The sequence below is a fragment of the Microbacterium awajiense genome, from assembly GCF_039536545.1.
Classification (GTDB): Bacteria; Actinomycetota; Actinomycetes; order Actinomycetales; family Microbacteriaceae; genus Microbacterium; species Microbacterium awajiense.
On record NZ_BAAAYU010000001.1, the window covers coordinates 145,807 to 172,318 of the forward strand.

Consider the following 26,512-nt stretch of genomic DNA (forward strand, 5'->3'; position numbering starts at 1 on the left):
GTCAGTGCACGACACCCAAGGATCCGCATGCACACCCCACCTCCCTCCGTCGTGCTCGATCGCGTCACGTTCGCGTGGTCCGACGGCACTCCCGCCCTCACCGAGATCACGGGGTCGCTCGGCTCCGGCCGCACGGGCCTGGTCGGCCGCAACGGCTCGGGCAAATCCACGCTGCTGAGGCTGGTCGCCCGCACGCTCGCCCCCGACGCCGGGCACATCGAGGCGCCCGCCGACATCGCGTGGCTGCCTCAGACGCTCACCCTCGCCGTCGACACCCCCGTCGCCGACCTGCTCGGCGTCGGCGGCGCCCTGCGCGCGCTGCGCGCGATCGAGGCGGGGGATGCCGCACCCCACCACTTCGACGCCGTCGGCGACGACTGGGACGTCGAGGCCCGCGCGACCGTCGCCCTCGACGAGGTCGGCCTGCCGCCCGACGCCCTCGACCGGCGGGTCGGCGAGCTGTCGGGCGGCGAAGCGGTGCTGACGGCGATCGCCGGCATCCGGATGCGCCGTGCCCCGCTAGCGCTGCTCGACGAGCCGACGAACAACCTCGACCGCGACGCGCGGCGGCGTCTGGGCGACGTCGTCGATCGCTGGCACGGCGCGCTCGTGGTCGTCAGTCACGACCTCGCGCTGCTCGAGCGCATGCACGAGACCGCCGAACTGTACGGCAACCGGCTGACGACCTTCGGCGGGCCCTACTCGCTGTACGCCGACGCGCTGGGCCGCGAGCAGGATGCCGCACGGCAGGCCGAGCGCGCCGCGGCGCAGGCCGTGCGGCGAGAGAAGCGCGACCGCATCGAGACCGAGACGAAGATCGCGCGGCGCAAGGCGGTCGGGCTCAAGGCGCAGCACGAGAAGCGGGTTCCCAAGATCGTGGCGAACGGACTGAAGCGTTCGCAGCAGGTGTCGTCGGGCAGGTTGCGCACCGAGGCATCCGATCGCGAATCGGCGGCGCGTGCTGCGCTGGATGCCGCCGAGCGGCGGGTGCGCGACGACGACACGGTGCGCATCGACCTGCCCGACACCGAGGTTCCCACCGGACGCCGCATCGCGACGATCCGGGTGGGCGACCGCGAGTGGATCGTGCAGGGCCCGGAGCGCATCGCGCTGATCGGCCCCAACGGGGTGGGCAAGACGACCCTTCTCGAGCGCCTCGTCAGCGCCTCGTCGCGTGCAGGCGATGCTCGCGATGCCACGATGCCGGCCTCCCTCGCCGCGGCGACGGCCGTCGCGCACACCGATCGTGTCGGGTACCTGCCGCAGCGGGTCGACGGCCTCGACGAGATGGCATCCGTGCTCGAGAACGTGCAGGCGGCGGCACCGCATCTGCCGACCGCCGAGGTGCGCAACCGGCTCGCGCGGTTCCTCATCCGCGGCGACGCCGTCGCGCGGCCGGTCGGCGCCCTGTCGGGAGGCGAGCGGTTCCGCGTGGCGCTGGCGCGCCTGCTGCTGGCCGACCCCGCGCCCCAGCTGCTGCTGCTCGATGAGCCGACCAACAATCTCGACCTCGACACGGTCGACGAGGTGGTCGCGGCGCTGGCTGCCTATCGCGGGGCGCTCATCGTGGTCAGCCACGACGACGCGTTCCTCGCGCGGTTGCAGCCCGATGCGGTCATCGAGCTGTCGCGCGGGCCCGCCGATCGTGGTCATCGGACGCGTGAGCACGCTCCGGATGCCTGATCGCGTGCAGAGGCGTCCGATGAAACGACCAGAGCGGTGGGCTCACCGCGTCAGGAACCACCCCAGCGCCGCCACCGCGAGCACGTTGAGCACGACGGTGCCCCAGAACGCACGGCGGAACGACCGCTTGCGGGTCTTGTGGCGGAACACCTGCTGCGCGACGAGCGCTCCCGGCCAGCCGGCGAGCAGCCCGAGCAGCAGCAGTGTGCTCTCGGGCGTGCGGGCGGCGCTGCTGCGGGCGGCGCGCTTGTCGAGTCCGTACGCGGCGAACGTCACGACGCTCATCCCCGCGTACACGGCGGCGATCCACCACGGCAGCGGCGCGATGAGGGTCGCGAGCGCGAGCGTGACGGCGAACACCGCCAGCACGGCCCAGCTGAGACCCGCGGGGAGGGGCCGCGACAGGTCGCGCGGACGGTCGCGCGAGCCCACAACGCTCATCGGGCCGTGATCATCGCGCCGGCGGCCCCGGCGACGTACGGGATCAGCCAGATCGCCCAGACGACGACGCTGAAGCGGTGGAAGTTGCGCTTCTCGTTCTCGCGGCCGCGCACCAGCACCACGATCGCCCACACCAGGTGCACGGCCATGAGCAAGATCGCGATCGTGCCCGTCCACGCCATGAGGGTGTCGGCGCCGCTGGCTTCGACGCCGCTTGCTCGCCGCTCGGCCGCGATCTGCGTCATGAGGAAGGTGCCGGTCGCATCGGCGGCCAGACCGAGGGCGAAGAAGGCGATGTGCCACCACTTGAGCGTGCGCTGGATGCGCTCGGCCCAGACGCCGATCGTGTAGAAGACGAGGGCGAGCGTGATGATGACGATGGCGGGGAGCAACACGTGCCGAGTCTAGGCGTGGACACCGCGCGCGCCCGAACCCGTCGGTATGGTGGGGTCGTGTCACTGGGGATGAGGATCACGGTCGTGATTCCGTGCCGCGATGACGCCGCGTTCCTCGACCAGTGCCTCAGCGCGCTGGCGGCGCAGACGCATTCGGTCGACCAGGTGATCGTGGTCGACAACGGCAGCACCGATGGCTCGGCCGCCGTCGCCCGACGGCACGGCGCGACCCTCGTGAAGGAGCGGCTGGTCGGCATCTGGCCGGCGGCGGCCCGCGGCTACGACGAGGCTCTCGCGGGCGGCGCCGACCTCATCGCCCGGCTCGACGCCGACTCCCGCCCGTACCCCGACTGGATCGCCCGCCTCGTGCGGGCCTTCGTCGCCGACCCCGACCTCGGTGTGCTCACCGGCGGTTCTGAGTTCTACGGCGCCAGTCCGCTGGTCAACCACCTCGGCGACCGCTGGTACATCGGCGGCGGCCACTACTGGATCAAGAAGTGGCTCGGCATCCCGCTCGTGTTCGGCTCGAACTTCGCGATGCGGGCCCCCGTATGGCAGCGCGTGCGCGATCAGGTGGATCGCACCAACGCACGCATCCACGACGACCTCGACCTGACGATCCGGCTGCGCGAAGACGACGGCGTGCGCTACGACCCCGACCTGCGGATGCCGGTGTCGGCCCGCCCGCTGGTGACCCAGCGCGGACTGTGGCGTCGGGTGTGGCGGGTGGTGCCGACGTTCGCCGCGAGCTGGCCCGAGGGAGCCGCGTGGAACCGGCGGCCGGATGCCGCGTGGGCGCCCGCCGAAGAGTGGTCGGTCGACGCCGAGTGGGTCGCCGAGGAGGCGTGGTCGGCCGATGACGACTGGACGCCCGAATACGGGCGGTAGGGCCGTTCTCCGGCACTCTTGACCCGCGCGGTGGCGCGGAGGATGATGTCCGCATCGACGGAGATCGTCGGTGTTCCATGGGGATTCTGCGGTGGGCGCGCCGCGATGTTGCCGTGCCCGCAGACTGGGGGAGAGCATGTCGGGGATGCGCACGCGCGCGGTCGTAGGAGTCGTCGCCGCCGTCCTGGCGGCGGGGATGCTGGCGGGGTCGCCGGCTGCGGCAGAAGACGAACCGCTGGTCTGGTCGGCGATGGACGGTTATCCGAAGAACGTCGACGGTGTCGTGATCTCGTGGGAGACCGCGATGTCCTCGACGTCGCCGTTCGATGGCCAGGCGCTCCTCGACGCGTTGCCGGTCATGCGGCTCGACGTCGAGAACCGGTCCGGCGAGACAGTCCACGTCGGTCTGGGCATGGACCTCGTCGCCCACGGTGAGGTCGGTCACCTGTGGGAGCGGGAGTCGTGGGGGCCCTTCATCGACGTGCTCTCCGGTGTCGAGGAGACGTTCGTGTTCGCGCTCGAGGACGGCGAAGCGTTCTCGGACGTGGTCGAGAGCGTGTGGACGCAGCCGCTGCCGATGTGGTCGGGTCACACCGGGGCCGTCTTCGAGCTGAGTGAGATGCCCGCCGAGGGCGTCAGCCCGTCAGTGACGCTCCTCGATGCCATGGTGATCCCCGGACGGTTCGTCGGCGCGAACTTCGCACCGACCGACCTGTCGACGCCCTCCGCGATCATGGGCATCGAGGCGACGGTCGACGGCGGTGGCGGTTCGCCCGACTTGTTCCCGGGGCTGTCGGCGACGGTGACCGCCTCCGACCTCACGCCCGGCGAGCTGCTGGAGGTGTGGGTGGCACCCCAACTCGACTTCTTCGCGTTCCAGCTCTACGGCGGCGCTCTGCCGGCCGATGCCCGGCAGGTCGGCACCGGCACGGTCGCAGCCGACGGCACGCTCACGTCGACCGTCACTCTGCCGAGCGACCTGCCATTCGGCCGGTACCAGCTCGCGGCGGGAGTGCGCGCGGAGCGCTACTGGCCGGCGGGCACCTTCCGTGACTTCACCGTGACGACACCGCCCGCAGAGCGCACGGTCTCGGTGGCGTCGGGTGGCGGCACGACGATCGCCGACCTCGGAACCACCGGCGTGACGGTGACCTATCCCGCGTCGACGACCGAGGGGGCGACGACGGCGACGGTGAGCAGCACCGGCCCCACGCCATCCGGCTTCGTGCTCACCAGCTACCCACCGCTCTACTACCACCTCAGCACGACGTCGACCTTCACCGGTCAGGCCGAGGTGTGCATCGACTACGATCCCGTGAACCTGCCGGGCGCGCCGCCGTACCTGTACCACTTCAGTCCCGTTCTCGGCGCCTGGGAGAACATCACGACCTCGCGCAACCAGGGGCGGGTCTGCGGTCTGACCGAGAGCTTCTCGCCGGTCGTGCTCGGCTACCCCGACGAACCTGACGGTTTCGATTTCACCGGGTTCTTCGATCCCGTCTCGAACGACGAGATGAACCTCGCCAAGGCGGGTCAGGCGATTCCCGTGACGTTCTCGCTCGGCGGTGATCAGGGACTCGAGGTCGTCGCGTCGACTCGGTTCAGCATCGACCGCACGGTCACCAACCCCAGCGGTGAGCTGCTCGATGCCGTGACGGCCGGCAAGAGTTCGCTCTCGTACGACGCGGCGTCCGATCAGTACACGTTCGTGTGGAAGACGAACAAGGCGTGGGCGAACAAGCAGGGGCACTTCGTGCTCACCCTCAGCGACGGGAGTGCGCACGAGTTCGCGGTGACGTTCAGGAAGTGACGTTCAGGAAGCGACGTTCACGACGAGACATCACGCGTCGAGCACCTCGAGCCGTACGGTCACCGGTCCGCCGTCTTCGAGATGCTCGGCGTCGCGCACCTTCTTCTTGAGCGGCAGCACGTACGTGCCGCTCTGCGAGTCGGGGAAGATCGATGTCGTCCACTCCGACCCGCCGATGCGCGCCGCCACCCGCACCGACCCGAACCCGCGCGGGGGGCGGGGGAGTTCCCTGATGTCGGCGCTGAGCTCTTCGGGCACCGAGGTGAAGTACCACGAAGCGTCGTCGCGGGCATCCCAGCGGAAGACCTCGCCGTCGAACTCGACGATCACGAGTCGTCTCCGGATGCCGCTGGCGGCCCGTGCCGCTCCACGAGGCGCTGCAGGCAGTCGGCCCAGCCCTGCACGTGATTGTCGCGATCGACCTCGTCGGTGAACCCCGAGTGCACCACGCGCACCCGCGTCGAGCGCGTCGAGCCGGAGGCATCCTTCGACAGGTCGGGGTCGATCGAGGTGCGTCCGAGTGCGCCCGATGCCGTGATCGGGTCGAGGCTCACCTCGACCTCGGTGACCGCCTCTTCGCCGCGCCATCGCCACTGCAGCCTCAGGGTGTTCGGTGGCTCGAGGCCGACGATCGTCGCATCGACGGCCATGCCGGCCGGATCGGATGACACCGACCACACACCGCCGGGAACGGGCTCGACTTCGGCGTGCGGGTCCATCCGCTCGGGCCAGAACCACTCGGCGATCGAGGCGGGGTCGGTGACGTCGTGCCACACGGCGTCGGCAGGTGCGGCGACGAGCACGTCGTCGGTGAGCTCGACCATGCCGCCCACGGTAGCCCGAGCTCGCGACATGCGGCACCCCGAGGCTCGGGCGTAGAGTCGACGCATGCTTCCCGAGCAGCGCAGCATCCGGGCGCTCGCACACGCCCTGGTGCTCATGGCGCGGATCACCGTGCGCCTCTCGAGGGTGTCGCCGCCTGCGGCGGACGGGGTCGAGTACACGAATCTGATGGTGCGCATCCTCATCGCGCTCGACGCGACCGGTGGTTGCACGCCGAGCGAGCTGAGCGACCGGCTGGGCGTGGCGCGCAGCGCCATCTCGCGCACGCTGCGGCAGCTGCACACGCGCGGGATCGTCTCGCGCCGTGTCGACACGAAGGACATGCGCTACGTGCGGCTGCGTCTGTCGGCGAAAGGGCGGCGCAGTCTCGACGTCTTCGTCGAGTCGGCCGTGGGTGCGGTGGCCGACATCGAGCCGCTCGTCGACGAGATGGTGCAGACGCTCGAGGTCGCTCGCGACGGTCTCGAGGTGCGTGAGGATGCCACGCTGCTCGAGGCGCTCGATGAGCTGGGTGAGACGGGTGCGCGCTTCGTGGCCGACGTGCTTCCCCGCGAGACCGAGCTCGGCGTCGGCAACGCCACGCAGCGCTTCGTGCTGTGGGTGCTGCGAGACGGCGGTTCGGCGACCGCGGGCGAGGTCGCCGCGCTGCTGGGCATCGAGCCGACCCGCGTGCTCGCGGCGACCGACCAGCTGCACGCGCTCGACCTCGTCGAGGTGGGATCGGATGCCGCACGGGCCGACGCCTCGAGCACTCTGACGGCGACCCCGACGGGGGCGGCCCTCGCCGACGCGCACGCGGAGCAGTTCGGCCTGCATGCCGAGGCGTTCCTGAGCCACCTTCACTCGGTGTGCCGTCTCGCCCGGCGGGTCAGCGTCACCGAGGGCTGATCGGCGCGGAGCCTCCTCCGCCTCACTGCGCGCCGACGTGCGTCGACGACGATCGGCGCGGTGATCGTCGTGCCCCACCCGGCTCGTCGACCCGGCGGGTCACGCCGTCGGCGCCGTCCGCACGATCGATCGGTTGACTTACTTCGCATCGGTATTCTAGAGTTTGTTTACTCCTGAACTAAGCAGAGAAGCCACAGCAGGGACAGTCAATGACGATTCATCCGACGGGCCGCGCCGACGTCAATCGGTCGGCGATCCTCGCCCACCTCGGCGCCCACGGCCCGGCATCGCGCGCACAGCTCGCGCGAGCCCTCTCGCTGTCGCCCGCGCTGATGACCCAGCTCAGCAAAGACCTGCTGGCCGACGGGCTCATCCTCGAGCTCGAGCACCAGCCGAGCCAGGGCGGTCGACCCGCCCGCATGCTGGGTCTGGTCGCCAGCGCCGGCAGCGCGATCGGGGTCAAGATCGCCGACGACCATGTCGCCTTCGTCGAGGTCGGCATCGACGGCACCGTGCTGCGCACCTCGAGCGAGCAGTTCGACCCCTCGGCCAGCACCATGCTCGCCGACCTCGCGCAGCGCCTGCGCGCCTTCATCACCGGCGGAGGCGACATCCCGCTGCTGGGTGTCGGCGTGGGTGTGCCCGGCGACGTCGACGCGCAGGGAACCGGTGTGGTCAACGCGCCCTCGCTCGACTGGACCAACGCGCCGATCGGTGCGGTGCTGCGCCGCGAGCTCGGACTGCCGGTGCTCGTGGAGAACAACGTGAACGCCCTCGCCGTCGCCGAGCGGCTCTACGGTCTGGGCCGGCACCACGATCAGGCGCTGGTCGTCACCATCGGAACCGGCGTGGGCGCTGCGATCATGCTCGACGGCACCGTCGTGCGCGGCTCGCGCGGTGGTGCCGGTGAGATCGGCCACATGCCCGTCGACCCCGAGGGCGTGCGGTGCCGGTGCGGCAACCGCGGATGCCTCGAGACGCTCACGAGCGAGAGCGCCCTGGTGCGCATCGCGCGGGAGCGCGGCGTGATCGGACCCGCCGCAGGCATCGCGGCGCTGCGGGATGCCGCCGCCGCCGGCGACCCCGAGGCGACCCGCGTCTTCAGCGAGGCGGGCCACCAGCTCGCGCGTGCCGTCGCCGGTCTGGTGCACGTCCTCGACCCCGAGATCGTCATCGTTCTGGGGGAGGGCACCGCCGACTGGGCGCACTGGTCGTTCGGCTTCGAGCCCGCCTTCCGCGCCGCCCTCATGCCCGCCCGACGCGGCGTGCCGGTCGCGGTCGAGACGTGGCAGGACGACCGGTGGGCGCAGGGCGCCGCCGCCCTCGTCCTCGCGACGCCCTTCGACGCCGAGGGCCTCACCGGCGAGCAGGGACGCCTGGTGCGGCGTCGGCTGGTCGAGCAGGCCGCCGGGGGCGGCGACACCGCATGACGATGTCGCCCTCGGCCCCGAGTCTGCTCGACGAGGCGGCATCCGACCCACCCGCGCCGGGGCGTCGCCCTCGCGGCACGCGCCGCTGGCGCTACGCGCTCACGGTGCTCGCGTTCCTGCTGCCCAGCGCGATCCCGCTCGCCCTCTTCGTGCTGCTGCCGATGGCCTCGGCTGCCTGGATCAGCTTGACCGAGTGGAACCTCATCACCGAACCGGTGTTCGTGGGCGTCGACAACTTCGTCGCCCTCGTCGCCGATCCGCGCACCGCCGCGGTCTTCGGCAACACGCTGTACTACATCGTCGGCTACTTGCCGCTCGTGTACATCGGCGGTCTGCTGCTCGCGCTGGCGCTGAACCAGGCGCTCAAGGGACGCGCGCTGTGGCGGGGCATCTACTTCCTTCCCGTCGTCACCAGCTGGATCGCCGTCGCCATCGTGTGGCGCTGGCTGCTGAACCCGAACAACGGCGTGGTGAACACCGTGCTCGCGTGGTTCGGGATCGACGGGCCCGGATGGTGGACCGACCCGGCCTGGTCGATGCCGTCGGTGATCATCGCGAGCGCCTGGAAAGACCTCGGATTCGTGATGGTGATCCTGCTGGCGGGACTGCAGGCGATCAACCCCGACCTGTACGACGCCGCCAAGGTCGACGGCGCCGGCGCGTGGAGTCGCTTCCGCAACGTCACGCTTCCGATGCTCAGTCCCAGCACGTTCTTCGTGGTCGTCATCTCGCTCATCAACGGATTCCAGGTCTTCGACCAGGTGTACGCGATGACCGGGGGAGGCCCGGCCGGTTCGAGCCAGGTCGTGGTGCAGCAGATCTACGACCTGACGTTCCGGTACGGCCAGGCGGGCGAGGCATCCGCTCTCTCGTGGATGCTGTTCGCCGTCATCCTCGGCGTGACCGTCGTGCAGATCCTCGGCCAGAAGCGGTGGGTGCACTATGCCTGAACGCCTGCGCCGCCTCGCGCTCGTCGTCGTCATCGCCCTCGGCGCGATCGCGATGCTGTTCCCGTTCTGGTGGACGTTCATCACGTCGATCACGCCCGGAGCCGGGTTCTCGATCACTCCGCAGCTGTGGCCCGACGACCCGTCGCTGAGCGCCTACGAGCGCCTGTTCACCGAGCGCCCCTTCGCCCGGGTGATCGGCAACAGCCTGCTGCTGGCGGCGATCACCACGATCGTGCAGCTGTTCACCAGTGCCACGGCGGCCTATGTGTTCAGCCGGCTGCCGTTCCGCGGCCGCGGCGTCGTGTTCGCGGTGTACCTGGCGACGATGATGGTGCCGCTGCAGGTGCTGATCGTGCCGCTGTTCGCCCAGCTGCGCACGTTCGGCCTGATCAACACGTATCTCGGCGCGCTGCTGCCGACCTTCGCGAGCGCGTTCGGCATCTTTCTGCTGCGGCAGGCGATGAACCAGGTGCCGCGCGATCTCGACGAGGCGGCGACCCTCGACGGCGCCGGTCACGGCCGCATCTTCTGGCAGATCATCCTGCCCAACATCCGCCCGGCCCTGGCGACGCTCACGATCTTCGCCTTCATGGGCAGCTGGAACAGCTTCCTCTGGCCGCTGATCGTGCTGCGTTCGCCCGAGCTGCAGACCCTCCCGATCGCCCTCGCGGCACTTCAGGGGCAGTACACGACGGCGTGGGACGTCGTCATGGCCGGCTCGGTCATCAGCGTGCTGCCCATGCTCGCGCTCTATCTCTTCGCCCAGAAGTACGTCATCCAGGGCGTCGCCAGCTCCGGCATCAAGTGAGGCCGGTGACCCGAAACCCACACAGAACACCTTCGACCCATCGCACCCGAACCACCAGCAACACCAACAAAGGAGAAGCACTCACCATGAAGCGCTCACTGCTCATCGCGCCCGTCGCCGTCGCCGGGCTCGCCCTCGCCGGATGCTCGGCGGGCACCTCCGAGCCCGAGTCGGGCTCGACCGAACCCGTCACGATCACGTACACGAACTTCATCTCGGCCGGCGGCAACGAGGAGAACCTGCAGACGATCGTCGACGCCTTCGAGGCCGAGAACGAGAACGTCACCGTCGACGTCGTCACGCTGCCCTACGCCGACTACTTCACGGCGCTGCAGACCGACCTCGCCGCCGGCACGATCTCGGACGTCATCGACACCAACTACGACTTCTTCCCGCAGCTGGCGGCGGCCGGGGCGCTGGCGCCCATCGAGCCGGCCGACCCGGCGGCCTACCGCGACAGCCTCGTCGAGGCGTACTCGGTCGACGGAGTCACCTATGCACTGCCGAGCTCGTTCTCGGCCGTGGTGCTCTACTACAACGCCGACCTCTTCGACCAGGCCGGTCTGGACTACCCGACCGCCGACTGGACCTGGGCCGACGAGCAGGCCGCCGCTGAGGCGATCACCGCCCTGGGCGACGACGTGTGGGGCAGCCACCAGCCGGTGTCGTTCTACGAGTTCTACAAGGTGCTCGCGCAGAACGGCGAGTCGTTCCTGAGCGATGACGGCACCTCGGTCGCCTTCAACACTCCGGGCGGCGTCGAGGCCGCCGAATGGCTCGTCGACAAGAGCGGCACGGTCATGCCGACGATCGAGCAGGGCCAGGGCACGCCCGACTTCGACACGAACCTGTTCGTCGAGGGCAACCTCGGCATGATGCACACCGGCATCTGGGTGTTCGGCGCCGTCGCCGACGTGCCCTTCGGCTGGGACATCGCCGTCGAGCCGGGCAACACCCAGCAGGCCAGCGCCGTGTTCTCGAACGCGGTGGGCGTGTCGGCCACGAGCGAGCACATCGACGCGGCGACGGCGTTCGCCGAGTTCCTGACCTCGTCGCAGACGATGGTGGATGTGCGCCTCGAGTCGGGCTGGGAGCTTCCCCCGATCAGCGACGAGGAGCAGCTGGCGGTGTACCTGACCAAGGACGACCCCGCCAACCGCCAGGCCGTGTTCGACTCGCTCGACGCCATCGCGCTCACGCCGCTGGTCGAGACGGGTCAGCAGGAGATGCAGGACATCATCACCGAGGAGCTGATCGAGGCCCAGGCCGGCCGCAAGTCGGTCGAGGACGCCCTGGCCAGTGCCGAGGAGCGCATCAACGCCGTCATCGGCGGCTGACGCGGCATCCGTCCTTCTCGAACCAGGGGGTCCCGTCCACCCGAGACGGGACCCCCGCCTCTGGAGACTTCTTCGCATGACATCCACCGACACGTCCGGCATCGCCGAGCTGGCTGCGCGCAGCGTGCAGCTCATCGCCGACCTGCAGCACCCCGGCGGGGCATACCCGGCGAGCCCCACGTTCTCGGCGTACCGCGGCTACAGCTGGTTCCGCGACGGTGCGTTCATCGCCGACGGCATGTCGTCGGCGGGCGCGGTCGACAGTGCGTCGCGCTTCTTCGACTGGTGTCAGCGGATGCTGCAGCAGCGCGGCGATCGCATCGCCGAGATCGTCGCGGCCGAGGCGCAGGGGGCGCCGCTGCCCGACGCTGAGATGCTGCCGACGCGGTTCACGTTCGACGGCGACGACGGCGACGACGACTGGTGGGACTTCCAGACCGACGGCTACGGCACGTGGGTGTGGGCGGTGGTCGCGCACGGCGAGCGGCACGGGCTGAGCCTGGACCGCTGGGCCGGCGGCATCGCGCTCAGCGTCGACTATCTGGTCGCCACCGGTCATCGCGCGTGCTTCGACTGGTGGGAGGAGCATCACGAACACGTGCACGTGTCGACGCTCGGCTGCGTGGTGGCCGGGCTCGAGGCGGCGGCCGACAGCGGCATCCTCGCGCCAGACCGGGCGGATGCCGCGCGGTCGGCGGCGTCGGCCGCGCGGGCGCGCATCGAGGGTGAGGGGGTGCGCGACGGTCACCTCTCGAAGTGGGTCGGCTCGTCCGAGGTCGACGCCTCTCTCGCGGCGGTCGTCGCGCCGCTCGGGGTGATCCCCGCCGGGGGTGCGCTCGGCCGTGCGACGCTCGACGCGGTCGAGGCGCAGCTGTGCGTCGACGGGGGTGTGCACCGGTTCACGGCCGACACGTTCTACGGGGGCGGACAGTGGCCCCTGCTCAGCTGCTTCCTGGGTCTTGCGCGCGAGGCGGCGGGTGATCGCGATGCCGCGCGGGCATTGCTGACGTGGGCGGCGGGAACCGTGACCGACGAGGGCTTCCTGCCCGAGCAGGTCGCCGACCACCTGCTGGCGCCGGATCGTCGTCAGGAGTGGGTCGACCGCTGGGGCACGGTGGCGACGCCGCTGCTGTGGAGCCATGCGATGCTCGTGCGGCTGGCCGTGCAACTCGACGTGCTGGCACCCGCAGAGGAGGGTCGGCGATGATCCGTCACCGGCCGTTCGGTTCGGGGCATCCGTACTCGGTCGACACCGAGCAGCGCGATCCCGTCGACCCCGTCGCGGGGCAGCCGCTCACGCTCGGCGTGCGCGCGACGCGCGATGTCGAGACCGTGCAGGTGGAATGGGACGACGGCGCCGCCGTGCGGACGCTGCCGCTCGCGCGGGTCGAACGCCGTTCCCGTGGCCAGACCGTCGACGGGGGGCACCTCGCGGGCGCGCAGGCGAGGCTCGCGCGTGCCGCCGGTGGCTGGGCCGTGACACTCACCGACCTGGCGCCGCACCGTGCCTACCGGTATCGCTTCGTCGGGGGTCCGCTCGCGGATGCCGCCGCGCAGCGCACCCGATGGTTCGACGTGCGGGTGGCGGCCTGGCGTGCGGCATCCGATGCCCTTATCGGCTCGTCCGGCGCTGGGCTGGTCCCCGGCTCGGTCGAGGTGCTCGACGACGGCGTGACGCTGCGTCGGGTGCGGTTCGCGCTCGCGCTGGCGCCGGGCGAGCACGTCGCCGGGTTCGGCGAGCGGTTCGACGCGCTCGATCACCGCGGCGCCGAGCTCGACTCGGTGGTCTTCGAGCAGTACAAGTCGCAGGGCGCCGAACGCAAGACGTACCTGCCGATGCCGTTCGCGCACGTCGTCGGCGGGCGCGGGTGGGGCTTCCACGTGCGCACCAGCCGCCGGGTGTGGTTCGACGTCGGCGCGACGGATGCCACGCGACTGGGTGTCGAGGTGGAGCTCGACCACCCGAGCGGCGCGGCGGTCGAGCAGGGGGCGCGGGTGCTCGAGGTCGCCGTGTTCGAGGGCACGCCGCACGAGGTGCTGGATGCCTTCCTCGGCGAGGTCGGCCGGCCCGAGCAGCTGCCCGATTGGGTGCTGCGCCTGTGGGCGAGCGGCAACGAGTGGAACACGCAGGCCGAGGTGATGCGTCAGGCCGACCTGCATCGCGAGCATGGCGTCCCGGTGGGCAGCATCGTGATCGAGGCGTGGAGCGACGAGAGCACTTTCCACGTGTGGCGCGACGCGCAGTACACACCGCGAGACGGGGCCGAGCCGTTGCGGCTCGACGATTTCACGTTCCCCGCAGAGGGGGCCTGGCCCGATCCGAAGGGCATGGTCGACGAGCTGCACGCACGTGACGTACGGGTGATGCTGTGGCAGATCCCGCTCGTGAAGATGCGTCCGCACCCGGTGGGTCAGGCCCGCAACGACGCAGATGCGGCGGTGCGCGACGGCGTGCTCGTGCGCGAGGAGGCGCCCGACGGCAGCCTGCGTCCGTACCGCAACCGGGGGTGGTGGTTCCCGCTGGGGCTCATGCCCGACCTCACCGACGACCGTTCCGCCCGGTGGTGGACCGACAAGCGCCGCTACCTCGTCGAGGAGGTGGGGGTCGACGGCTTCAAGACCGACGGTGGCGAGCATGCGTGGGGTCGCGACCTGGTGTATCTCGACGGTCGCCGCGGCGACGAGAAGAACAGCGCGTATCCGGTGTCGTACGCGCAGGCGTACGGCGATCTGCTGCGCCGGTCGGGCAAGGCGCCGGTGACGTTCTCGCGGGCGGGCTTCTCGGGCTCTCAGGCGCACGGTGCGTTCTGGGCGGGCGACGAGAACTCGACGTGGGAGGCGTTCCGCTGGTCGCTGTTCGCAGGGTTGAGCGCGACGGCGAGCGGCATCCTCTACTGGGGGTGGGATGTCGCGGGCTTCAGCGGCGAGATCCCCACGGCCGAGCTGTATCTGCGGTCGATGGCGGCCGCGGCGTTCGTGCCGATCATGCAGTACCACTCCGAGTTCAATCACCACCGCACGCCCAGCCGCGACCGCACGCCGTGGAACATCGCGGAGCGCACCGGCGACGACCGCGTGCTGCCGGGTGTGCGCCGGCTGGTCGAGCTGCGCGAGCGGCTGGTGCCCTATCTGTCGGACGAGAGCGCCTGGGCGATCGAGCGGGGGACGGGCCTGATGCGTCCGCTGTTCTTCGATTGGCCCGACGACGAGCGGCTGTGGGGTGCGCCGCTGCAGTGGATGCTGGGCCGCAGCATTCTGGTGTCGCCGGTGACCGTCGAGGGGGCGAGCGAGCATGCGGCGACGCTGCCGGAGGGGGAGTGGGTGCACGCCTTCTCCGGTGAACGCGTGCGCGGCGGCGCCACGCATACGTCGGCGGTGCCGTGGGACGAGGCGCCGGTGTACGTGCGGGCCGAGGACTGGGTGCGGCTGCGGGGAGTCTTCGAGGGCTGAGCCGAGGGGCGGCGCGCGGCGCACACGGATGCGGGGGCCGGATGGGAATCGGGCTCCGCATGCGGGCACGCGGGTCAGGCCGTGTGCGCCGCGTACTCCTCGATCACGACGCCCGACGCGAAGGATCGTGCCTCCGTGAGAGCGAATGCGTGCGGGCCGTAGGGCACACCGCCGAACAGGGGGATGCCCGAGCCGAAGACGACCGGGTTGCGCTTGAGGACCAAGCGGTCGATCTGCGGCAGCAGCGTGCCCGCGAGCTCTCCGCCTCCGCACACCCAGATGTCGAGCCCTTCCTCGCGCTTCAGTTCGCGAACGGTGTCGAGGGGGTCGTCGGTGAGCGTGATGTCCGCGTCGACCTCGCGTCGGCGTCGACTGGCGACGATCTGTCGCAGGTGGGGGTAGGGGCTGGTGATTCCCGCCGTGAGTGCCGGCGTGAGCGTGTTCCACCCCATGATCACCGTGTCGAATCGCGTCCTGGGCGCTTCGATTCCCAGCGCGGCATGCACATGGGCCGGCAGTGCGTCGGCATAGTCGCCGAAGATCACCGAGGCATGGTCGCCCTCGGCGAGGAGCGCATCGAATCCACCCGTGGGGTCGGCGATGTACCCGTCGATGCTGACGGCGACGTAGTAGACGAGGTTCCGCATGGCGAACTCCAATCACGACATGTGTCGTGGTTAAAGTACAACAGACGTCGTGGTTTGGCTAGCATGGCGGGCATGGTCCGCAACGACGAACGACGCTCCGTTCTCGCCGACGCCGGCATCCGTGTGCTTGCCGAAGAGGGCGCGCGCGGCCTCACCCACCGCGCCGTCGATGCCGCTGCCGGCTTGCCGCGCGGCACCGCCTCCAACTACTTTCCGACTCGCGACGATCTCGTCTCTGCGCTCGTCAACCGCATCGCCGAGCGACTCACTCCGGATCCGGAGGCAGTCGATGCACGCGGGGTGCGGACTCCTGACCGTGGGCTCTTCGCGGACTACCTGCGCGATGTCGTGAAGCGGCTCAGTGTGGATCCACACGTGTCGCTCGCCCTGTTCGAGCTGCGGCTGGAGGCCGCGCGGCGTCCTGCCGTCGCCCAGGCGCTCGGGGCGTGGCGACAGGCTGCGTTCGAGGAAGACATCACCTTCAACGACGGCGCCGGCCTGCCGGGCGGACGAACCGAGATCGCCCTCTTCCACTACGCCATCGACGGGCTGATGCTCGACCACCTCACTGCGCCCCTCGACACCGGACTCTCGGTCGACGAGGCCATCGACGAATTCGTCGACCGAATTCTGGGGTGATCCCCTTCTCGACGGCGCGCGGGCGCGTCGGCGTCGTGGTGGCCGGCCGGTCAGGTGGTCGCGACCGCTGATGTGCGGGCCGGCTGCGGTGGCGTTCGCCATCCTCGTCGGCCGCCGGGTGGCGGATTCCATGCCCAGCGGGCGGCCGATTTCGACTGCAGCTCGACGGGCGGCCCGTCACCGCGTCGGTCGAGCAGGAACCGCCCCGAAGTGTCGCGGTTGATCTTCCAGCCCCGGTGATGCAGCTGCAGGTGATGGAATCGGCAGAGCAGCACGCCGCGGTCGATGTCGGTGCGGCCGTGGTGGGCCGTCCATTCGTCGCAGTGGTGGGCTTCGCAGTACGAGGCGGGGGTGGTGCAGCCGGGGATGAGGCATCCGCCGTCTCGCGTGGCGAGCGCGATCCGCTGCTTCGGGGTGAACAGGCGCTGTTCGCGGCCCACGTAGAGCGGGTTGCCGCGGGTGTCGATGCCGATCTCGCGGGTGCCGGTGTCGCAGATGGCGCGGTCGATGACCGACCCGGGCAGGGCGAGGCCGCGGTCTTCGGTGTGTCCCGTGGCGAGCATCCGCCCGAACGCATCGCGCGGACCGGTGCCATCGGCGACGACGACGAGGCGCACGCCGGGCTGCTTGGCTCCGAAGACGTCGGAGGCGGTCGCGAGCATGCCGGCGCGGATGACGCTCATCAGCAGGTCGTACGACAGCTGCTCGTTGGAGCGCGGGTCGTCGACGAGTGCGGCGGCGGCCGCCTGTTCTTCGGCGGACACGAATCGCGGCCCGCCGCGGCGCGGGCGCAGCGCGGCGTCTTCGAGCGCGCACACGGCGGCGAAGCCCTCGTCGTCGTAGATGATGTGCGAGTGGTGGGTGCCGTCGGGGTCGGTCCACTTGCGGTGCGATCGCTTCTCGAACCGGGCGGCGAACCGCTGTTCGGCGCCGGCCGGGTCGAGCTGGTCGCGCACGGTGCGTGCCCGCTTGGCGAGTTCTTCGACGGGCAGAGCGCATGCCTCGCCCATCAGCTGCTCGGCGGCGATCGACCACACCTCGACGGCCGCGGCCGACGTATCGCCGTCGATCGCGGGCGGCTCACCGAGCCCACGTCGGATCGCGTCGTGCTGGTCGGACGAGATCCCACCGCCCAGCAGTGCCGCGCGCAGCGGCGCATGCCACACCGGGGGGAGCGCGGGTGCCACCGGCATTCCGGCACCCGAGCCCCCGGCATCCGAGCCCCCGGCATCCGGCGTCGCGGCATCCGAGGTGCCGACACCTGAGCGGCTGGAACCGGCCCCGTCTTCGTCGAGCAGCGACGCCCCCACCGAGACGGCCCGCCGCGCATCGGCGGCCGAACCGCCGGTGATCGCCTGGATCATGCCCACGGGCGACCGGTGACCCCGCACGGCCGCCATGCCGCCGTCGCCGCGCTCGCGCGCGGATCGCGATGCGACCACACCGGCGGCGATCACCGACACCCGGTCGACGCATCGCCGCAGATCGGCGGCGCAGCTCAGCAGTTGCTCGACCTCGGAATCGCTCAGCGCGGCGACCGCCGTCGGCAGTGCACCGGCTTCGACGTCAAGGCCCTTCACCGCGACGAGGGCCTCGAGCGCCTCGTATACATCTGCGATGAATGACATAGCTACACTCTTCCAGAAGCTCACCACAATAGCACGAAGATTCGAAGATCTGTGGAGAACTCGTCGAATCCGGGCCTGGGGAGGGGGCGATGCCCTGCGGTGCAGAAACCGAAGCGGCGCGAGCACGTTATGGACGAATACTTCCGCTTGGGAGTATCCTCTGCTCATCGATCTCGTCGAAGGAGCAGATCATGACCATCGTCCAGCGCATGCCGAGGTTCCTGGTGGCGATCGTCGCCGTGGCTCTGGCGCTTGTTCTCGCGATTCCGCTGACGGGTGCGAAGGGTGGGAACAGCGCGGTGGCGAAGGCGTGTCAGAAGGGCGGGTGGCAGCAGCTCGCGAGCTCCGACGACCCGTATACCGCGTTCGCATCGCAGGATGCCTGTGTTTCGCATGGCGCACAGGGAGGCACCGTGGTGCCTCTGATCGTCGAGACTCGCAGCGCCAGTCAGATCCAGTGCGAAGACGACTTCGATGGCGCGTACACCAAGGGCGACGGCGTCGCGAGGGGCACTGTGTGGGACGGCATCCTCCTCTATCGGTGCACCCTCCCCGGCGCGAATGCAATGAGCCTCATGGGGGCCTTCAGTCCGCTCTGCTTCGCAACGACAGAGGGCGTGGGTATCTGGCGGGCGTCCGCCGCGAGCGGCAACGTCTTGGAGTGCCTGACGTACTAGTGCTCACTCCTGTCCACCGATCTCGTCGAAGGAGCAGATCATGACCATCGTCCAGCGCATGCCGAGGTTCCTGGTGGCGATCGTCGCCGTGGCTCTGGCGCTTGTTCTCGCGATACCGCTGACGGGTGCGAAGGGCGGCAACAGCGCGGTGGCGAAGGCGTGTCAGAAGGGCGGGTGGCAGCAGCTCGCGAGCTCCGACGACCCGTATACCGCGTTCGCATCGCAGGATGCCTGCGTCTCGCATGGCGCACAGGGCGGCACCGTCGTCGCATTGCAGGTCGAGAGCCGTGGTGAAGCGCAGGTGTATTGCGAGGACGCGCTCGCCGGGCAGTACCTGGCAGAGACCGACCGCGTCCTGTTCGAATGCGACGCGCCGGTCAACTTCCTCGACGCGGCCTGGAACACCCTGTTCTCGATGTGCGACGACGCGAGCAACGAGGTTCAGCGCCTGCGCAGCATCCTTCGATCCTGGGGTGAACTGACGACGGCCGTCTTCATCTGCGAGAAGCTCTGATCCTGCCCCGCGGGCGCTCACGGGCGAGCCCACGGCGAGCGCCACCGTGTGACGCCGCGGGGGTGACGCGCGTGCGACGCGCGACGGGGCGCGAGCGCGCGGGCGACCCCTCAACCGTCGACCCGCTACGGTATACGTGTCGATTCGTCTCGCTGGGGGAGATATGGCCGACACCTCGCCGCCGTCTGCGCCGCCACCTGGGTGGTACGCCGAGTCTGCGCGCGCGCAGCGCCTGCGCTGGTGGAGCGGTTCGGAGTGGACCAACCACTACCAGCTCGTCGTGCAGGCGCGTGCTCTGCAGCCGCCGCCACCCGACGAACTGGGCACGCCGCTCGACCAGGACGTCGAAGACGATGCCGACCTGCTCGCGACACCGCGATCGGCCGCGCAGCCGGGGCCGCAGCCAGCCACCGAACGCCCGCCGCTGACACGTGCCGAGCGTGCGGCGCGCGAGCGTGCCGGCGCGGTCGCCACCCAGATGACCCCGATCGTGGCGGTGCCCACGGCGACGAGAGCGGATGCCGCCGGGCCCGCGTCCGGACCGGCTCCGGCCGAGTTCGCGTCGACGGATGCCGCGACCAAGCCGGATCCCACTGTGCAGGGCCCCCCGACCGCCACGCGGGTCTTTCCGGAAGGAGCCGCGCAGCCGACCGAGGCCCCGGAACGGCCCGCACGCCGCGACCCCGGCTATCCCGACCAGATCACCACACCTGATCGTCCGGTGCGGCCGCTCGTCTACGCGCCGCACTCCAGTCGCTACACCGGCGACCAGCCCGCGGTCATCGCCGACCCGGTCGCCGGCAACGGTCTCGCGTCGACGGCGATCGCTCTGATCTTCGCGAGCGCTGTCTGCGGGGTCGTCGCCTACTTCATCCGTCCGTCGAGCGAGACGGTCGCAAGCGTCTCGTGGACGCTCGCCGCAGCCCTGGTCGTGGCGGCGTTCATCTTGGCGGTCGCGGGCATGGCGGTCGCGGTGCAGCGGCCGACGCGCAAGGGGTGGGCCTTGGCGGCGCTCGTCGTGTCGTCACTGCTGCTGTTGGCACTGATCGGCCTGTTGGCTCTGCCCCTGTTCGCAAGCGCGGGGTGAGCTTGGCAAAACCTGAGGAAACCTTGGGGCGTTCTGGATTGACAAGCGGAATCCGTCGAGGTCAAGCTCATTCGGGATGGAAAGTCGCGTTCAGCGCGTGGCTCACGTCGCCCTTCGGCGGAACCTGGAATGCCGAAGAACCCGAAATGATCAATCAACCCTGGGGAGGGTACGCGTATGCGTGCAACAATCAAGAACTACCTCGAGGCTCTCAAGGAGCAGCGCAAGGAGCGAGGCGAGGACGGCGGCTTCTCGCTGATCGAGCTCATCATCGTGGTCGTGATCCTCGGCATCCTCGCCGCGATCGCCATTCCGATCTTCCTGAACATCCAGCAGGATGCGCGTAACAACGCCGCGCTCTCGGTCGCCGCCACCGGCGCGACGCAGGCGGCGGCGCAGATCGCGCAGAATGAGCCCGCAAGCGTGGCCAACCTCGACACAGACGGTGCAGGCGGGATGTCGGTTGGGTTCGTCGGCGGAACACCGACCACGATCGAAACCATCTGCGTGACCGCGACAGTAGACGGCGTGACCGCGCACGCGGGCACCAACTGCGCATCGCCTGGCATTCAGGCAGCACCCCCCGCCGGGTGAGCCAACCTCGCACACCCTATTGCTGATGTCATGGGGGCTGGGGAGCGATTCCCCGGCCCTCGTGGCATGATGTAGACACTGTTGTCGCCACCCTGGGGAGGGACGCACATGTTGCGTCGCGCGGATACAGCCGGGTTCAGCCTGGTCGAACTCGTGGTTGCGATGTTCCTGTTGGGCATCATCGCGGTCGCGCTGCTTCCCGTGCTCTGGAACGGGATCCGCTACTCGTCCGAACAATCCACCGTGGCGACCGCGACGCGTCAGCTCAACAGCCTCGTCGATCAGGCTCGGGATGGCGGAACATGCGACGCCGTTGCCGCCGCCACCGGCGTCAACGACTACATGGACGGCGCGGGCCGGGGCTTCTCGATCCGTGCGGAGAACGCAGCCGGCGCACTGACGGTCCCCGCCTGTGCGAGCGGAAGCCTCGTCTCTTTCACCCTCGTCGCGCGGCAGGGCGGAGACAGGCTCGCCCAGGTCGACGCGATCGTGTACATCCCATGAGCACACCACGGCAGGACGACGACGGCCTCTCGCTCATCGAGGTGATCGTCTACGTGGTCGTGCTGGGCATCCTCATGATCGTCGTCACGATGATCTTCATCAACACGTGGACGGCTCAGGCGAGTGTGGCATCGCAGACTCAGGCCACCACGCGCGGCCAGCTCGTGGCCTCGCAGTTCGAGCGAGCGCTGCGAAACGCGGTGGACTACTCGATCGAGGAGAGCGGCACGGTGCTCAAGATCAACACCACCTTCACCGGCACGCGGCAGTGTCAGGGATTCGCGCTCACCGATAGCGGCTTGGCAATGACGATCACCTCGAATAACGCCGAGCAGCCGATCGCCGACTGGCCGATCTGGCAGGACCGGGTCGAAGCGATCACCGGAACGACACCCTTCACCGACGTCGACTCCACAACGATCGCCTACGCGTTCAACGCCGTCAGCGACTCTGCACCCGTTCGCTTCACGGGTGACACGTACATGCGAAATCAGAGAGCAGGGATGGACGGATGCTGGGAATGAATTCCATCCGACGACGACTGACGAGCGTCCGCGACGACGACGGGGTGGCGCTGATCGCCATTCTCATGATCATGTTCGTCGGCGTCATCGCGGCCGCCCTCGTCGCGGGCGCAGTGATGTTCACGATCCGCTCGAACGTCGCGAACGAGAACACCACGCAGGCCTACATCGCCGCTGAGTCGGGACGGGATGCGGCCCTCGCGAACGTACTGGCCAGCACGTGCACCCTCACGGCCTCGAACCCGCGTGGCGGCGGAGGGTCCGCGCCCTTCTACGAGGCCACGGTCGATCACTGCCCGAGCCCGACGTCGGGTGACACCTTCCAGATCGTCTCGACGGGCTGGGATGAGAATGGTGAATCGACGACGATCACCTCCGACTACAGCCGGGTCGTGACCTATAAGAACCAACCCGGTGGTTCGCTCGCCTACTTCGACGGCACTTTCACCGTCACGCAATCGTCGTACACGGGCACTGTCGTCGTGAGGCAGGGGAACTACGACTGCTCAACTGCCAAGTCTACGATCGACGGGGATCTTTGGGTTGTGAACGGCAGCGTGGACCTCAGCTCTGGCTGCACTGTCACGGGAAGTGTGTACGCCCGAGACGACGTTGAGATGTGGAGCAACGACGTCACGGTCGGCGGGCGGATCACCGCGGGGCGCGACGTCATTCTGAGCGCAAACAACCTCAGCATCGGCATGAGCCCGTCGTCGCCCCGTGAACCCGGCGACACCGACGTGCGCGCGGGTGGCAACGTCACCATCACCAGTCCACGCGGCCAGATCGGCGGAACGGTGATCGCCGGCGGTACCTATACGGGGAGTGCGAGCGTCACGATCGGCGGTGCTGAGCCGCTGGATGGTCAGCCGAACGCCGCCGTGTTCACACCCACACTGCAGCAGGTCTACGACATGACCACCTGGGTCGATGTGAGCGCAGATCGGGCGCAGTGGGGAGACGACGTCCACTGGTACGCGGTGCCCAGCGGTCAATGCGCGATGGATCTGTCGACCCAGTTGACCACGGCGCTTCCGAGCGGCAAGTCCCGGCTCGGGGTGGACTACTCGAGCTGCGGCGGAAACGTCACAGTGAAGGTGAACAGCAACAAGCAACTGCCCCACGACGCGATACTCATCGTCCCGCCGAACCGGACCGTGAGAATCGACATCACGGGGACACTGACCTCGCCTGCCGGCAAGTCGACGCAGATGTTCGTCATCCATGCGGATGCGGTCCCTGACTCGGAGCCGACCTGCGTGAACGGTTCTGCAAGCGACAGGCTCGTGAACGTGCCGGCCGACGGGATCCGCCTGATGGTGTACACGGCGTGCGGCGTGCCCAGACTGACCGGCAGCTTCAAAGACACGTTCTACGGGCAGTTCTACGCGGGAAACCCCGGCGGAGTGGACTGGGTCCAGCCGGAGTTCGTCTGTCAGCCGATGGAGTGGGAGCCCCTCATCGATCTCAGCTGCGCGCTGAGCGAGGCCGGCACGGGTGAGCACGGCACAATCGTGCAGGTGCAGAAGCCGGTCCTCATGCACCAGGTTGAGGACTAGCGAGCTCCGTGGCGCCGTTCATCACTCTTCTCCTCGCCTTCGCGTTCGTCTTCGGGCTGCTCATCGGGTCGTTCTTGAACGTGGTCGCACACAGGGTGCCGGCTGGCACCTCGATCTTGCGCGAGAGCCGATGCCCTCACTGCGACACCGCGATCAAGCCATGGCACAACATCCCGGTGATCGGCTGGATCCTGCTGCGCGGGCGGTGCGCGACGTGCAGGGCGCCCATTTCGATGCGCTACCCCATCGTGGAGGCGTTCACAGGGGTTGCGTTCGCCTTGATCACCTGGTGGGTGCTCGTGACGGTGACCACTCGGTTCGCATCCGGGCCGAGCGGGCTGACGACCGCGGAGTGGTGGGCGGCCGCGATCGTGCTCGTCGCGTTCTTCTACTTTGCGGCGATCAGCATCGTCCTGACGCTGATCGATATGGACACACGCCGGCTGCCGAACAGCATCGTGCTGCCGAGCTACCTCGTCGCCGGTTTCCTGTTCGGCCTGGTGGCGTGGCTCACCGCCGACTGGGCATCGCTGTTGCGAGCGGGTATCGGGATGGCGGCCCTCTATGCGTTCTACTTCGTGTTGCGGCTCGTTCGTCCGGGTGGGATGGGTGGCGGCGACGTGAAGCTCGCCGGAGTGATCGGCATCTACCTGGGCTGGATCGGCTGGGGAGCCCTCACCGTCGGTGCTTTCGCCGCTTTCGTGTTCGGCGGCGTCTACGGGATCGCGCTGATCCTGCTTCGACGTGCGGGGCGAAAGTCCGCGATCCCGTTCGGACCGTGGATGATCCTCGGCGCATGGACAGGAGTGCTCACCGGTGAGTCGATCGGCCGCTGGTACGTGAATCTTCTCGTGGGAACCTGACGCGAGAGCTGTGGAGAAGGGGAAACTGTGGCCAAGACCATCGTAGGGCTGGAGGTGACGGAAGAGAGCGTGCGCGCTGCCGAGATCACGCTCGGACGCAAGCCTCAGCTCGTCACGTACGGAGAGGTGCCGCTGCCGCCCGACGCGGCGCGGGATTCCGAGGTGCTCGACGTGGGGTCCGTCGCCGTTGCCCTCCGGCAGCTGTGGACGGGTGCTCGCTTCAAGAGCCGCAACGTGGTGCTCGGGGTCGCGAGCCGTCGCATCCTGGTGCGGGAGTACACGACTCAGGCGATGCGCCCCGACCTGATGCGCGAAGCTCTGCCCTACCAGGTGCAGGACTTGCTCCCGGTGCCGGCGAGCCAATCTGTTCTCGACTTCTACCCGCTGTCGCAGGAAGGGGACCAGGTCTCGGGGCTGCTGGTCGCCGCCGTCAGCGAGAACATCGAGCAGATCGTCGAGACCCTGTCGAGGGTGAAGGTGCGCGTGCGCGCCGTCGATCTCACGGCATTCGGTCTCGCCCGGGTCTCGGCCCGGCTCACGGGCCCCGACGAGGTTGTCAGCACCGTGTTCGTCGGCGACCACACCACACAGTTCGCGGTTTCGCGCGGGGGCGTTCCGCTCTTCGTGCGGCTCCTTCCGATCGATGTGGCGACGAGCGCTGGGCGACGCCAGACCGCGCAGACCGTCGAAGCCAACGAGCCGGCGCTCGCCTATGCGAACTCGAACGTCGAGGTGGCTATGCGGACGCGAGGCGCGAGCCGCGCGGCGAGCTCGCCCGGCGTGGCAGACCTCGCGGCGCGCTTGCGATCGACGCTGGCTTTCTATGCGAGTCGGCCGGCCGCGCAGCCGGTCACACGCATGTTCGTAACCGGCGCCGGCGCAGCTGCCGACGGTGTGCTCACTGCGTTGAACTCGGTCATCGACGTCCCGATCCAGGTGGTGAGCGTCGACGACATCATCACGACGTCGAGCGCGCCGGCCGGAGAGCTGGGCCTCAATCTGGTCGGCACCGTGGGCATCGCGCTCGGGGAGGTCGGACGATGAGCGCCGTCGTACCACCTTTCTCTGGCGTGGCTCGTGTCAACCTCATGCCGCGTTCCGAAATCGCGCGGCGTGAGCGAGACCAACTCGTACGGACGTGGGTGTGGGTCGTATTCGGAGCGATTCTGCTCGCCTTGCTCATCATTGCCGCAGCGTTCTGGTACCGGGTCGTCGCCGAACAGCGGCTTGCAGCGGAGCAGGCACGGACCAACGTGCTCATCAGCGAGATCGCCGCCCTCTCCGACGTCAGCGCTGCGCTGTCGACCCGTGACGAGTTGACCGACTTCCGCACCGAGGCGATGGCGTCCGACCTCACCTGGTCGCCCGTGCTGAGGACCATCACAAGCGTTCTGCCTGCCGGCACGACCGTGACCGGGCTCGACTTCACCGCGGGGGGCGCGCCGCAAAGTGGCGATCCCACGCTCGAGCAGGGTCTCGTGGGCACTGTCACCTTCGACAGCCCGACGCCGATCGACATCGTGCCCCTCATCCGCGCGTTGCGCGCCACCGATGGGGTGTACTACGCGGACGGCCAGTCGGTGACCTCGAGTCAAGCCAACCTCTACTCCTACGTGCTGACAGTCGAGTTCGATCAGACGGTCTACTCGCAGGAGTACGCCCAGGAAGAGGGGGGTGAGTGATGCCCAAGCATCTCGTCACGGCGATCGGTCTGATCGTCTCGCTCGGCATCCTCGCTCTCGGAGTCTTCCTCGTCGCGGTTCCGATGTACTTCCAGGGCGTGTCCGTCGACGGCCAGACGGCGACCGTGGCCAGTACGAACGCGATCTATCAATCTGAGGTGGATCATCTCCGCATGGAGGAGGAGAACCTCGACGCCATCAACGAAGAGGTCGTGTCGTTGCGGGCCCAGATCCCGGCGGTCGGTCATCTCGATGATGTCTTCGAGGTCGCGGCTCGCGCCGCAGAAGGATCGCGCGTCGTCATCACGTCGGTCACGGCAGGCGAAGCGGCACCGTTCGTCGCGCGCACCGCCGCGACGGGCACCACTGACCCAGTTGCGCCAGCGTCCGATGTGTCAGCCGACTCCGCTGATCAGGCATCCGGCGAGTCGGCCCCCGGAGGCGCCGACGTATCCGCACCTGACCCGCAGACGTCGGCGGGGCGCCAACAGGTCGACTTCGTGATTGCGGCCACCGGCAGCGATATGGCGCAGGCGATCGCCTTCGTGGACGCGCTCCGATCCGGTCCGCGCCTCCTGAGCAACATCACCGTACGAACCCTGCAGGCGGCGTCCGGCAGCGTAGACGTGCAGGTCTCGGCGCTGACTTACGTGGACGCGGAAGGATGACCG

General features: G+C 69.2%; 27 protein-coding genes and 1 pseudogene. 22 read left to right on the forward strand and 6 right to left on the reverse strand.

The features are described from left to right. Window positions 1-27 precede the first annotated feature (27 nt). Window positions 28-1,683: an ABC-F family ATP-binding cassette domain-containing protein gene (locus ABD663_RS00750; RefSeq protein ID WP_344735914.1), complete on the forward strand. Its 1,656-nt coding sequence runs from the start codon at window positions 28-30 to the stop codon at window positions 1,681-1,683. Window positions 1,684-1,860: 177 nt separating this feature from the next. Here ABD663_RS00750 and ABD663_RS00755 read toward each other — a convergent pair. Together ABD663_RS00755 and ABD663_RS00760 are read right to left on the reverse strand one after the other, a co-directional pair. After that, window positions 1,861-2,124 (reverse strand): annotated as a pseudogene (locus ABD663_RS00755) (DUF1294 domain-containing protein); the annotation flags it as partial. After that, on the reverse strand, window positions 2,121-2,519 hold the full coding sequence (locus tag ABD663_RS00760; RefSeq protein WP_344735917.1) for an HsmA family protein: 399 nt from the start codon (window positions 2,517-2,519) through the stop codon (window positions 2,121-2,123). The pseudogene ABD663_RS00755 and the gene ABD663_RS00760, both read right to left, overlap by 4 nt. Window positions 2,520-2,603: 84 nt before the next feature. On the opposite strand from ABD663_RS00760, the gene ABD663_RS00765 reads away from it, so the two are divergent. Both ABD663_RS00765 and ABD663_RS00770 read left to right on the forward strand, forming a co-directional pair. Further along, window positions 2,604-3,407, forward strand: a complete 804-nt coding sequence (locus ABD663_RS00765) for a glycosyltransferase family A protein (protein ID WP_344735918.1) — start codon at window positions 2,604-2,606, stop codon at window positions 3,405-3,407. A 145-nt stretch (window positions 3,408-3,552) separates the two neighbouring features. Further along, entirely contained in the window at window positions 3,553-5,217 is a 1,665-nt protein-coding gene (locus ABD663_RS00770) for a PxKF domain-containing protein (protein WP_344735919.1), read from the forward strand. Window positions 5,218-5,247: 30 nt separating this feature from the next. Here the strand turns inward: ABD663_RS00770 and ABD663_RS00775 are convergent, their stop codons facing one another. Both ABD663_RS00775 and ABD663_RS00780 read right to left on the reverse strand, forming a co-directional pair. Then, window positions 5,248-5,547: a DUF1905 domain-containing protein gene (locus tag ABD663_RS00775; protein ID WP_344735920.1), complete on the reverse strand. Its 300-nt coding sequence runs from the start codon at window positions 5,545-5,547 to the stop codon at window positions 5,248-5,250. Further along, complete coding sequence (locus tag ABD663_RS00780) at window positions 5,544-6,041, reverse strand: SRPBCC family protein (RefSeq protein WP_344735921.1); 498 nt, start codon at window positions 6,039-6,041, stop codon at window positions 5,544-5,546. The genes ABD663_RS00775 and ABD663_RS00780 overlap by 4 nt, the downstream gene beginning before the upstream one ends. A gap of 64 nt (window positions 6,042-6,105) precedes the next feature. Between ABD663_RS00780 and ABD663_RS00785 the strand changes: the two genes are divergently transcribed. From ABD663_RS00785 to ABD663_RS00815, 7 genes are all read left to right on the forward strand, one after another. Then, window positions 6,106-6,948, forward strand: coding sequence for a MarR family transcriptional regulator (locus ABD663_RS00785; protein WP_344735922.1), 843 nt, complete (start codon window positions 6,106-6,108; stop codon window positions 6,946-6,948). A 209-nt stretch (window positions 6,949-7,157) separates the two neighbouring features. Then, window positions 7,158-8,378: an ROK family protein gene (locus ABD663_RS00790; RefSeq protein WP_344735923.1), complete on the forward strand. Its 1,221-nt coding sequence runs from the start codon at window positions 7,158-7,160 to the stop codon at window positions 8,376-8,378. Beyond that, entirely contained in the window at window positions 8,375-9,328 is a 954-nt protein-coding gene (locus ABD663_RS00795; protein ID WP_344735925.1) for a carbohydrate ABC transporter permease, read from the forward strand. The genes ABD663_RS00790 and ABD663_RS00795 overlap by 4 nt, the downstream gene beginning before the upstream one ends. Beyond that, entirely contained in the window at window positions 9,321-10,136 is an 816-nt protein-coding gene (locus tag ABD663_RS00800) for a carbohydrate ABC transporter permease (RefSeq protein WP_344735926.1), read from the forward strand. The genes ABD663_RS00795 and ABD663_RS00800 overlap by 8 nt, the downstream gene beginning before the upstream one ends. Window positions 10,137-10,222: 86 nt before the next feature. Next, the gene (locus tag ABD663_RS00805) at window positions 10,223-11,473 is read left to right on the forward strand and encodes an ABC transporter substrate-binding protein (RefSeq protein ID WP_344735927.1); all 1,251 of its coding nucleotides are present in this window, start codon (window positions 10,223-10,225) and stop codon (window positions 11,471-11,473) included. Between the two features lie 76 nt (window positions 11,474-11,549). After that, window positions 11,550-12,680: a glycoside hydrolase family 15 protein gene (locus ABD663_RS00810; RefSeq protein WP_344735928.1), complete on the forward strand. Its 1,131-nt coding sequence runs from the start codon at window positions 11,550-11,552 to the stop codon at window positions 12,678-12,680. Then, on the forward strand, window positions 12,677-14,923 hold the full coding sequence (locus tag ABD663_RS00815; protein ID WP_344735929.1) for a glycoside hydrolase family 31 protein: 2,247 nt from the start codon (window positions 12,677-12,679) through the stop codon (window positions 14,921-14,923). The genes ABD663_RS00810 and ABD663_RS00815 overlap by 4 nt, the downstream gene beginning before the upstream one ends. A gap of 74 nt (window positions 14,924-14,997) precedes the next feature. Here ABD663_RS00815 and ABD663_RS00820 read toward each other — a convergent pair whose 3' ends face one another. Then, a complete protein-coding gene (locus ABD663_RS00820) occupies window positions 14,998-15,570 on the reverse strand; it encodes a dihydrofolate reductase family protein (RefSeq protein ID WP_344735930.1) in 573 nt (190 codons plus the stop codon). Window positions 15,571-15,642: 72 nt separating this feature from the next. On the opposite strand from ABD663_RS00820, the gene ABD663_RS00825 reads away from it, so the two are divergent. Then, window positions 15,643-16,209, forward strand: coding sequence for a TetR/AcrR family transcriptional regulator (locus ABD663_RS00825; RefSeq protein ID WP_344735932.1), 567 nt, complete (start codon window positions 15,643-15,645; stop codon window positions 16,207-16,209). Window positions 16,210-16,259: 50 nt separating this feature from the next. Here the strand turns inward: ABD663_RS00825 and ABD663_RS00830 are convergent, their stop codons facing one another. Further along, window positions 16,260-17,837 (reverse strand): HNH endonuclease signature motif containing protein, encoded by a 1,578-nt coding sequence (locus ABD663_RS00830; protein WP_344735933.1) that lies wholly within the window; start codon window positions 17,835-17,837, stop codon window positions 16,260-16,262. 191 nt (window positions 17,838-18,028) lie between these two features. Here ABD663_RS00830 and ABD663_RS00835 point away from each other — a divergent pair, with 191 nt between their 5' ends. The 11 genes from ABD663_RS00835 (at window position 18,029) to ABD663_RS00885 (ending at window position 26,509) form a co-directional block, all read left to right on the forward strand. Continuing rightward, the gene (locus tag ABD663_RS00835; RefSeq protein WP_344735934.1) at window positions 18,029-18,514 is read left to right on the forward strand and encodes a hypothetical protein; all 486 of its coding nucleotides are present in this window, start codon (window positions 18,029-18,031) and stop codon (window positions 18,512-18,514) included. Window positions 18,515-18,554: 40 nt separating this feature from the next. Next, window positions 18,555-19,028, forward strand: a complete 474-nt coding sequence (locus ABD663_RS00840; protein WP_344735935.1) for a hypothetical protein — start codon at window positions 18,555-18,557, stop codon at window positions 19,026-19,028. Between the two features lie 163 nt (window positions 19,029-19,191). Further along, complete coding sequence (locus ABD663_RS00845) at window positions 19,192-20,115, forward strand: DUF2510 domain-containing protein (RefSeq protein WP_344735937.1); 924 nt, start codon at window positions 19,192-19,194, stop codon at window positions 20,113-20,115. Between the two features lie 177 nt (window positions 20,116-20,292). Further along, on the forward strand, window positions 20,293-20,709 hold the full coding sequence (locus ABD663_RS00850) for a type IV pilin protein (RefSeq protein ID WP_344735939.1): 417 nt from the start codon (window positions 20,293-20,295) through the stop codon (window positions 20,707-20,709). A gap of 108 nt (window positions 20,710-20,817) precedes the next feature. After that, a complete protein-coding gene (locus ABD663_RS00855; RefSeq protein WP_344735940.1) occupies window positions 20,818-21,213 on the forward strand; it encodes a type II secretion system protein in 396 nt (131 codons plus the stop codon). Next, on the forward strand, window positions 21,210-21,737 hold the full coding sequence (locus ABD663_RS00860; protein ID WP_344735942.1) for a PilW family protein: 528 nt from the start codon (window positions 21,210-21,212) through the stop codon (window positions 21,735-21,737). Before ABD663_RS00855 ends, ABD663_RS00860 begins: the two co-directional genes overlap by 4 nt. Window positions 21,738-21,781: 44 nt before the next feature. Continuing rightward, a complete protein-coding gene (locus tag ABD663_RS00865; RefSeq protein ID WP_344735943.1) occupies window positions 21,782-23,296 on the forward strand; it encodes a hypothetical protein in 1,515 nt (504 codons plus the stop codon). Between the two features lie 8 nt (window positions 23,297-23,304). After that, window positions 23,305-24,159: a prepilin peptidase gene (locus ABD663_RS00870; RefSeq protein WP_344735944.1), complete on the forward strand. Its 855-nt coding sequence runs from the start codon at window positions 23,305-23,307 to the stop codon at window positions 24,157-24,159. Between the two features lie 27 nt (window positions 24,160-24,186). After that, window positions 24,187-25,203, forward strand: a complete 1,017-nt coding sequence (gene pilM, locus ABD663_RS00875; RefSeq protein ID WP_344735945.1) for a type IV pilus biogenesis protein PilM — start codon at window positions 24,187-24,189, stop codon at window positions 25,201-25,203. 44 nt (window positions 25,204-25,247) lie between these two features. Next, on the forward strand, window positions 25,248-25,841 hold the full coding sequence (locus ABD663_RS00880; protein ID WP_344735946.1) for a hypothetical protein: 594 nt from the start codon (window positions 25,248-25,250) through the stop codon (window positions 25,839-25,841). Further along, a complete protein-coding gene (locus ABD663_RS00885; protein WP_344735948.1) occupies window positions 25,841-26,509 on the forward strand; it encodes a hypothetical protein in 669 nt (222 codons plus the stop codon). The genes ABD663_RS00880 and ABD663_RS00885 overlap by 1 nt, the downstream gene beginning before the upstream one ends. Window positions 26,510-26,512 lie beyond the last annotated feature (3 nt).

What these genes read in the sequence shown, in the direction of transcription:
- ABD663_RS00750 (WP_344735914.1), top strand. Translation starts at nt 28, where the DNA reads ATGCACACCCCACCTCCCTCCGTCGTGCTCGATCGCGTCACGTTCGCG.
- ABD663_RS00770 (WP_344735919.1), top strand. Translation starts at nt 3,553, where the DNA reads ATGCGCACGCGCGCGGTCGTAGGAGTCGTCGCCGCCGTCCTGGCGGCG.
- ABD663_RS00780 (WP_344735921.1), bottom strand. Translation starts at nt 6,041, where the DNA reads ATGGTCGAGCTCACCGACGACGTGCTCGTCGCCGCACCTGCCGACGCC.
- ABD663_RS00785 (WP_344735922.1), top strand. Translation starts at nt 6,106, where the DNA reads ATGCTTCCCGAGCAGCGCAGCATCCGGGCGCTCGCACACGCCCTGGTG.
- ABD663_RS00790 (WP_344735923.1), top strand. Translation starts at nt 7,158, where the DNA reads ATGACGATTCATCCGACGGGCCGCGCCGACGTCAATCGGTCGGCGATC.
- ABD663_RS00795 (WP_344735925.1), top strand. Translation starts at nt 8,375, where the DNA reads ATGACGATGTCGCCCTCGGCCCCGAGTCTGCTCGACGAGGCGGCATCC.
- ABD663_RS00800 (WP_344735926.1), top strand. Translation starts at nt 9,321, where the DNA reads ATGCCTGAACGCCTGCGCCGCCTCGCGCTCGTCGTCGTCATCGCCCTC.
- ABD663_RS00805 (WP_344735927.1), top strand. Translation starts at nt 10,223, where the DNA reads ATGAAGCGCTCACTGCTCATCGCGCCCGTCGCCGTCGCCGGGCTCGCC.
- ABD663_RS00810 (WP_344735928.1), top strand. Translation starts at nt 11,550, where the DNA reads ATGACATCCACCGACACGTCCGGCATCGCCGAGCTGGCTGCGCGCAGC.
- ABD663_RS00815 (WP_344735929.1), top strand. Translation starts at nt 12,677, where the DNA reads ATGATCCGTCACCGGCCGTTCGGTTCGGGGCATCCGTACTCGGTCGAC.
- ABD663_RS00820 (WP_344735930.1), bottom strand. Translation starts at nt 15,570, where the DNA reads ATGCGGAACCTCGTCTACTACGTCGCCGTCAGCATCGACGGGTACATC.
- ABD663_RS00825 (WP_344735932.1), top strand. Translation starts at nt 15,643, where the DNA reads ATGGTCCGCAACGACGAACGACGCTCCGTTCTCGCCGACGCCGGCATC.
- ABD663_RS00830 (WP_344735933.1), bottom strand. Translation starts at nt 17,837, where the DNA reads ATGTCATTCATCGCAGATGTATACGAGGCGCTCGAGGCCCTCGTCGCG.
- ABD663_RS00835 (WP_344735934.1), top strand. Translation starts at nt 18,029, where the DNA reads ATGACCATCGTCCAGCGCATGCCGAGGTTCCTGGTGGCGATCGTCGCC.
- ABD663_RS00840 (WP_344735935.1), top strand. Translation starts at nt 18,555, where the DNA reads ATGACCATCGTCCAGCGCATGCCGAGGTTCCTGGTGGCGATCGTCGCC.
- ABD663_RS00845 (WP_344735937.1), top strand. Translation starts at nt 19,192, where the DNA reads ATGGCCGACACCTCGCCGCCGTCTGCGCCGCCACCTGGGTGGTACGCC.
- ABD663_RS00850 (WP_344735939.1), top strand. Translation starts at nt 20,293, where the DNA reads ATGCGTGCAACAATCAAGAACTACCTCGAGGCTCTCAAGGAGCAGCGC.
- ABD663_RS00855 (WP_344735940.1), top strand. Translation starts at nt 20,818, where the DNA reads ATGTTGCGTCGCGCGGATACAGCCGGGTTCAGCCTGGTCGAACTCGTG.
- ABD663_RS00860 (WP_344735942.1), top strand. Translation starts at nt 21,210, where the DNA reads ATGAGCACACCACGGCAGGACGACGACGGCCTCTCGCTCATCGAGGTG.
- ABD663_RS00880 (WP_344735946.1), top strand. Translation starts at nt 25,248, where the DNA reads ATGCCGCGTTCCGAAATCGCGCGGCGTGAGCGAGACCAACTCGTACGG.
- ABD663_RS00885 (WP_344735948.1), top strand. Translation starts at nt 25,841, where the DNA reads ATGCCCAAGCATCTCGTCACGGCGATCGGTCTGATCGTCTCGCTCGGC.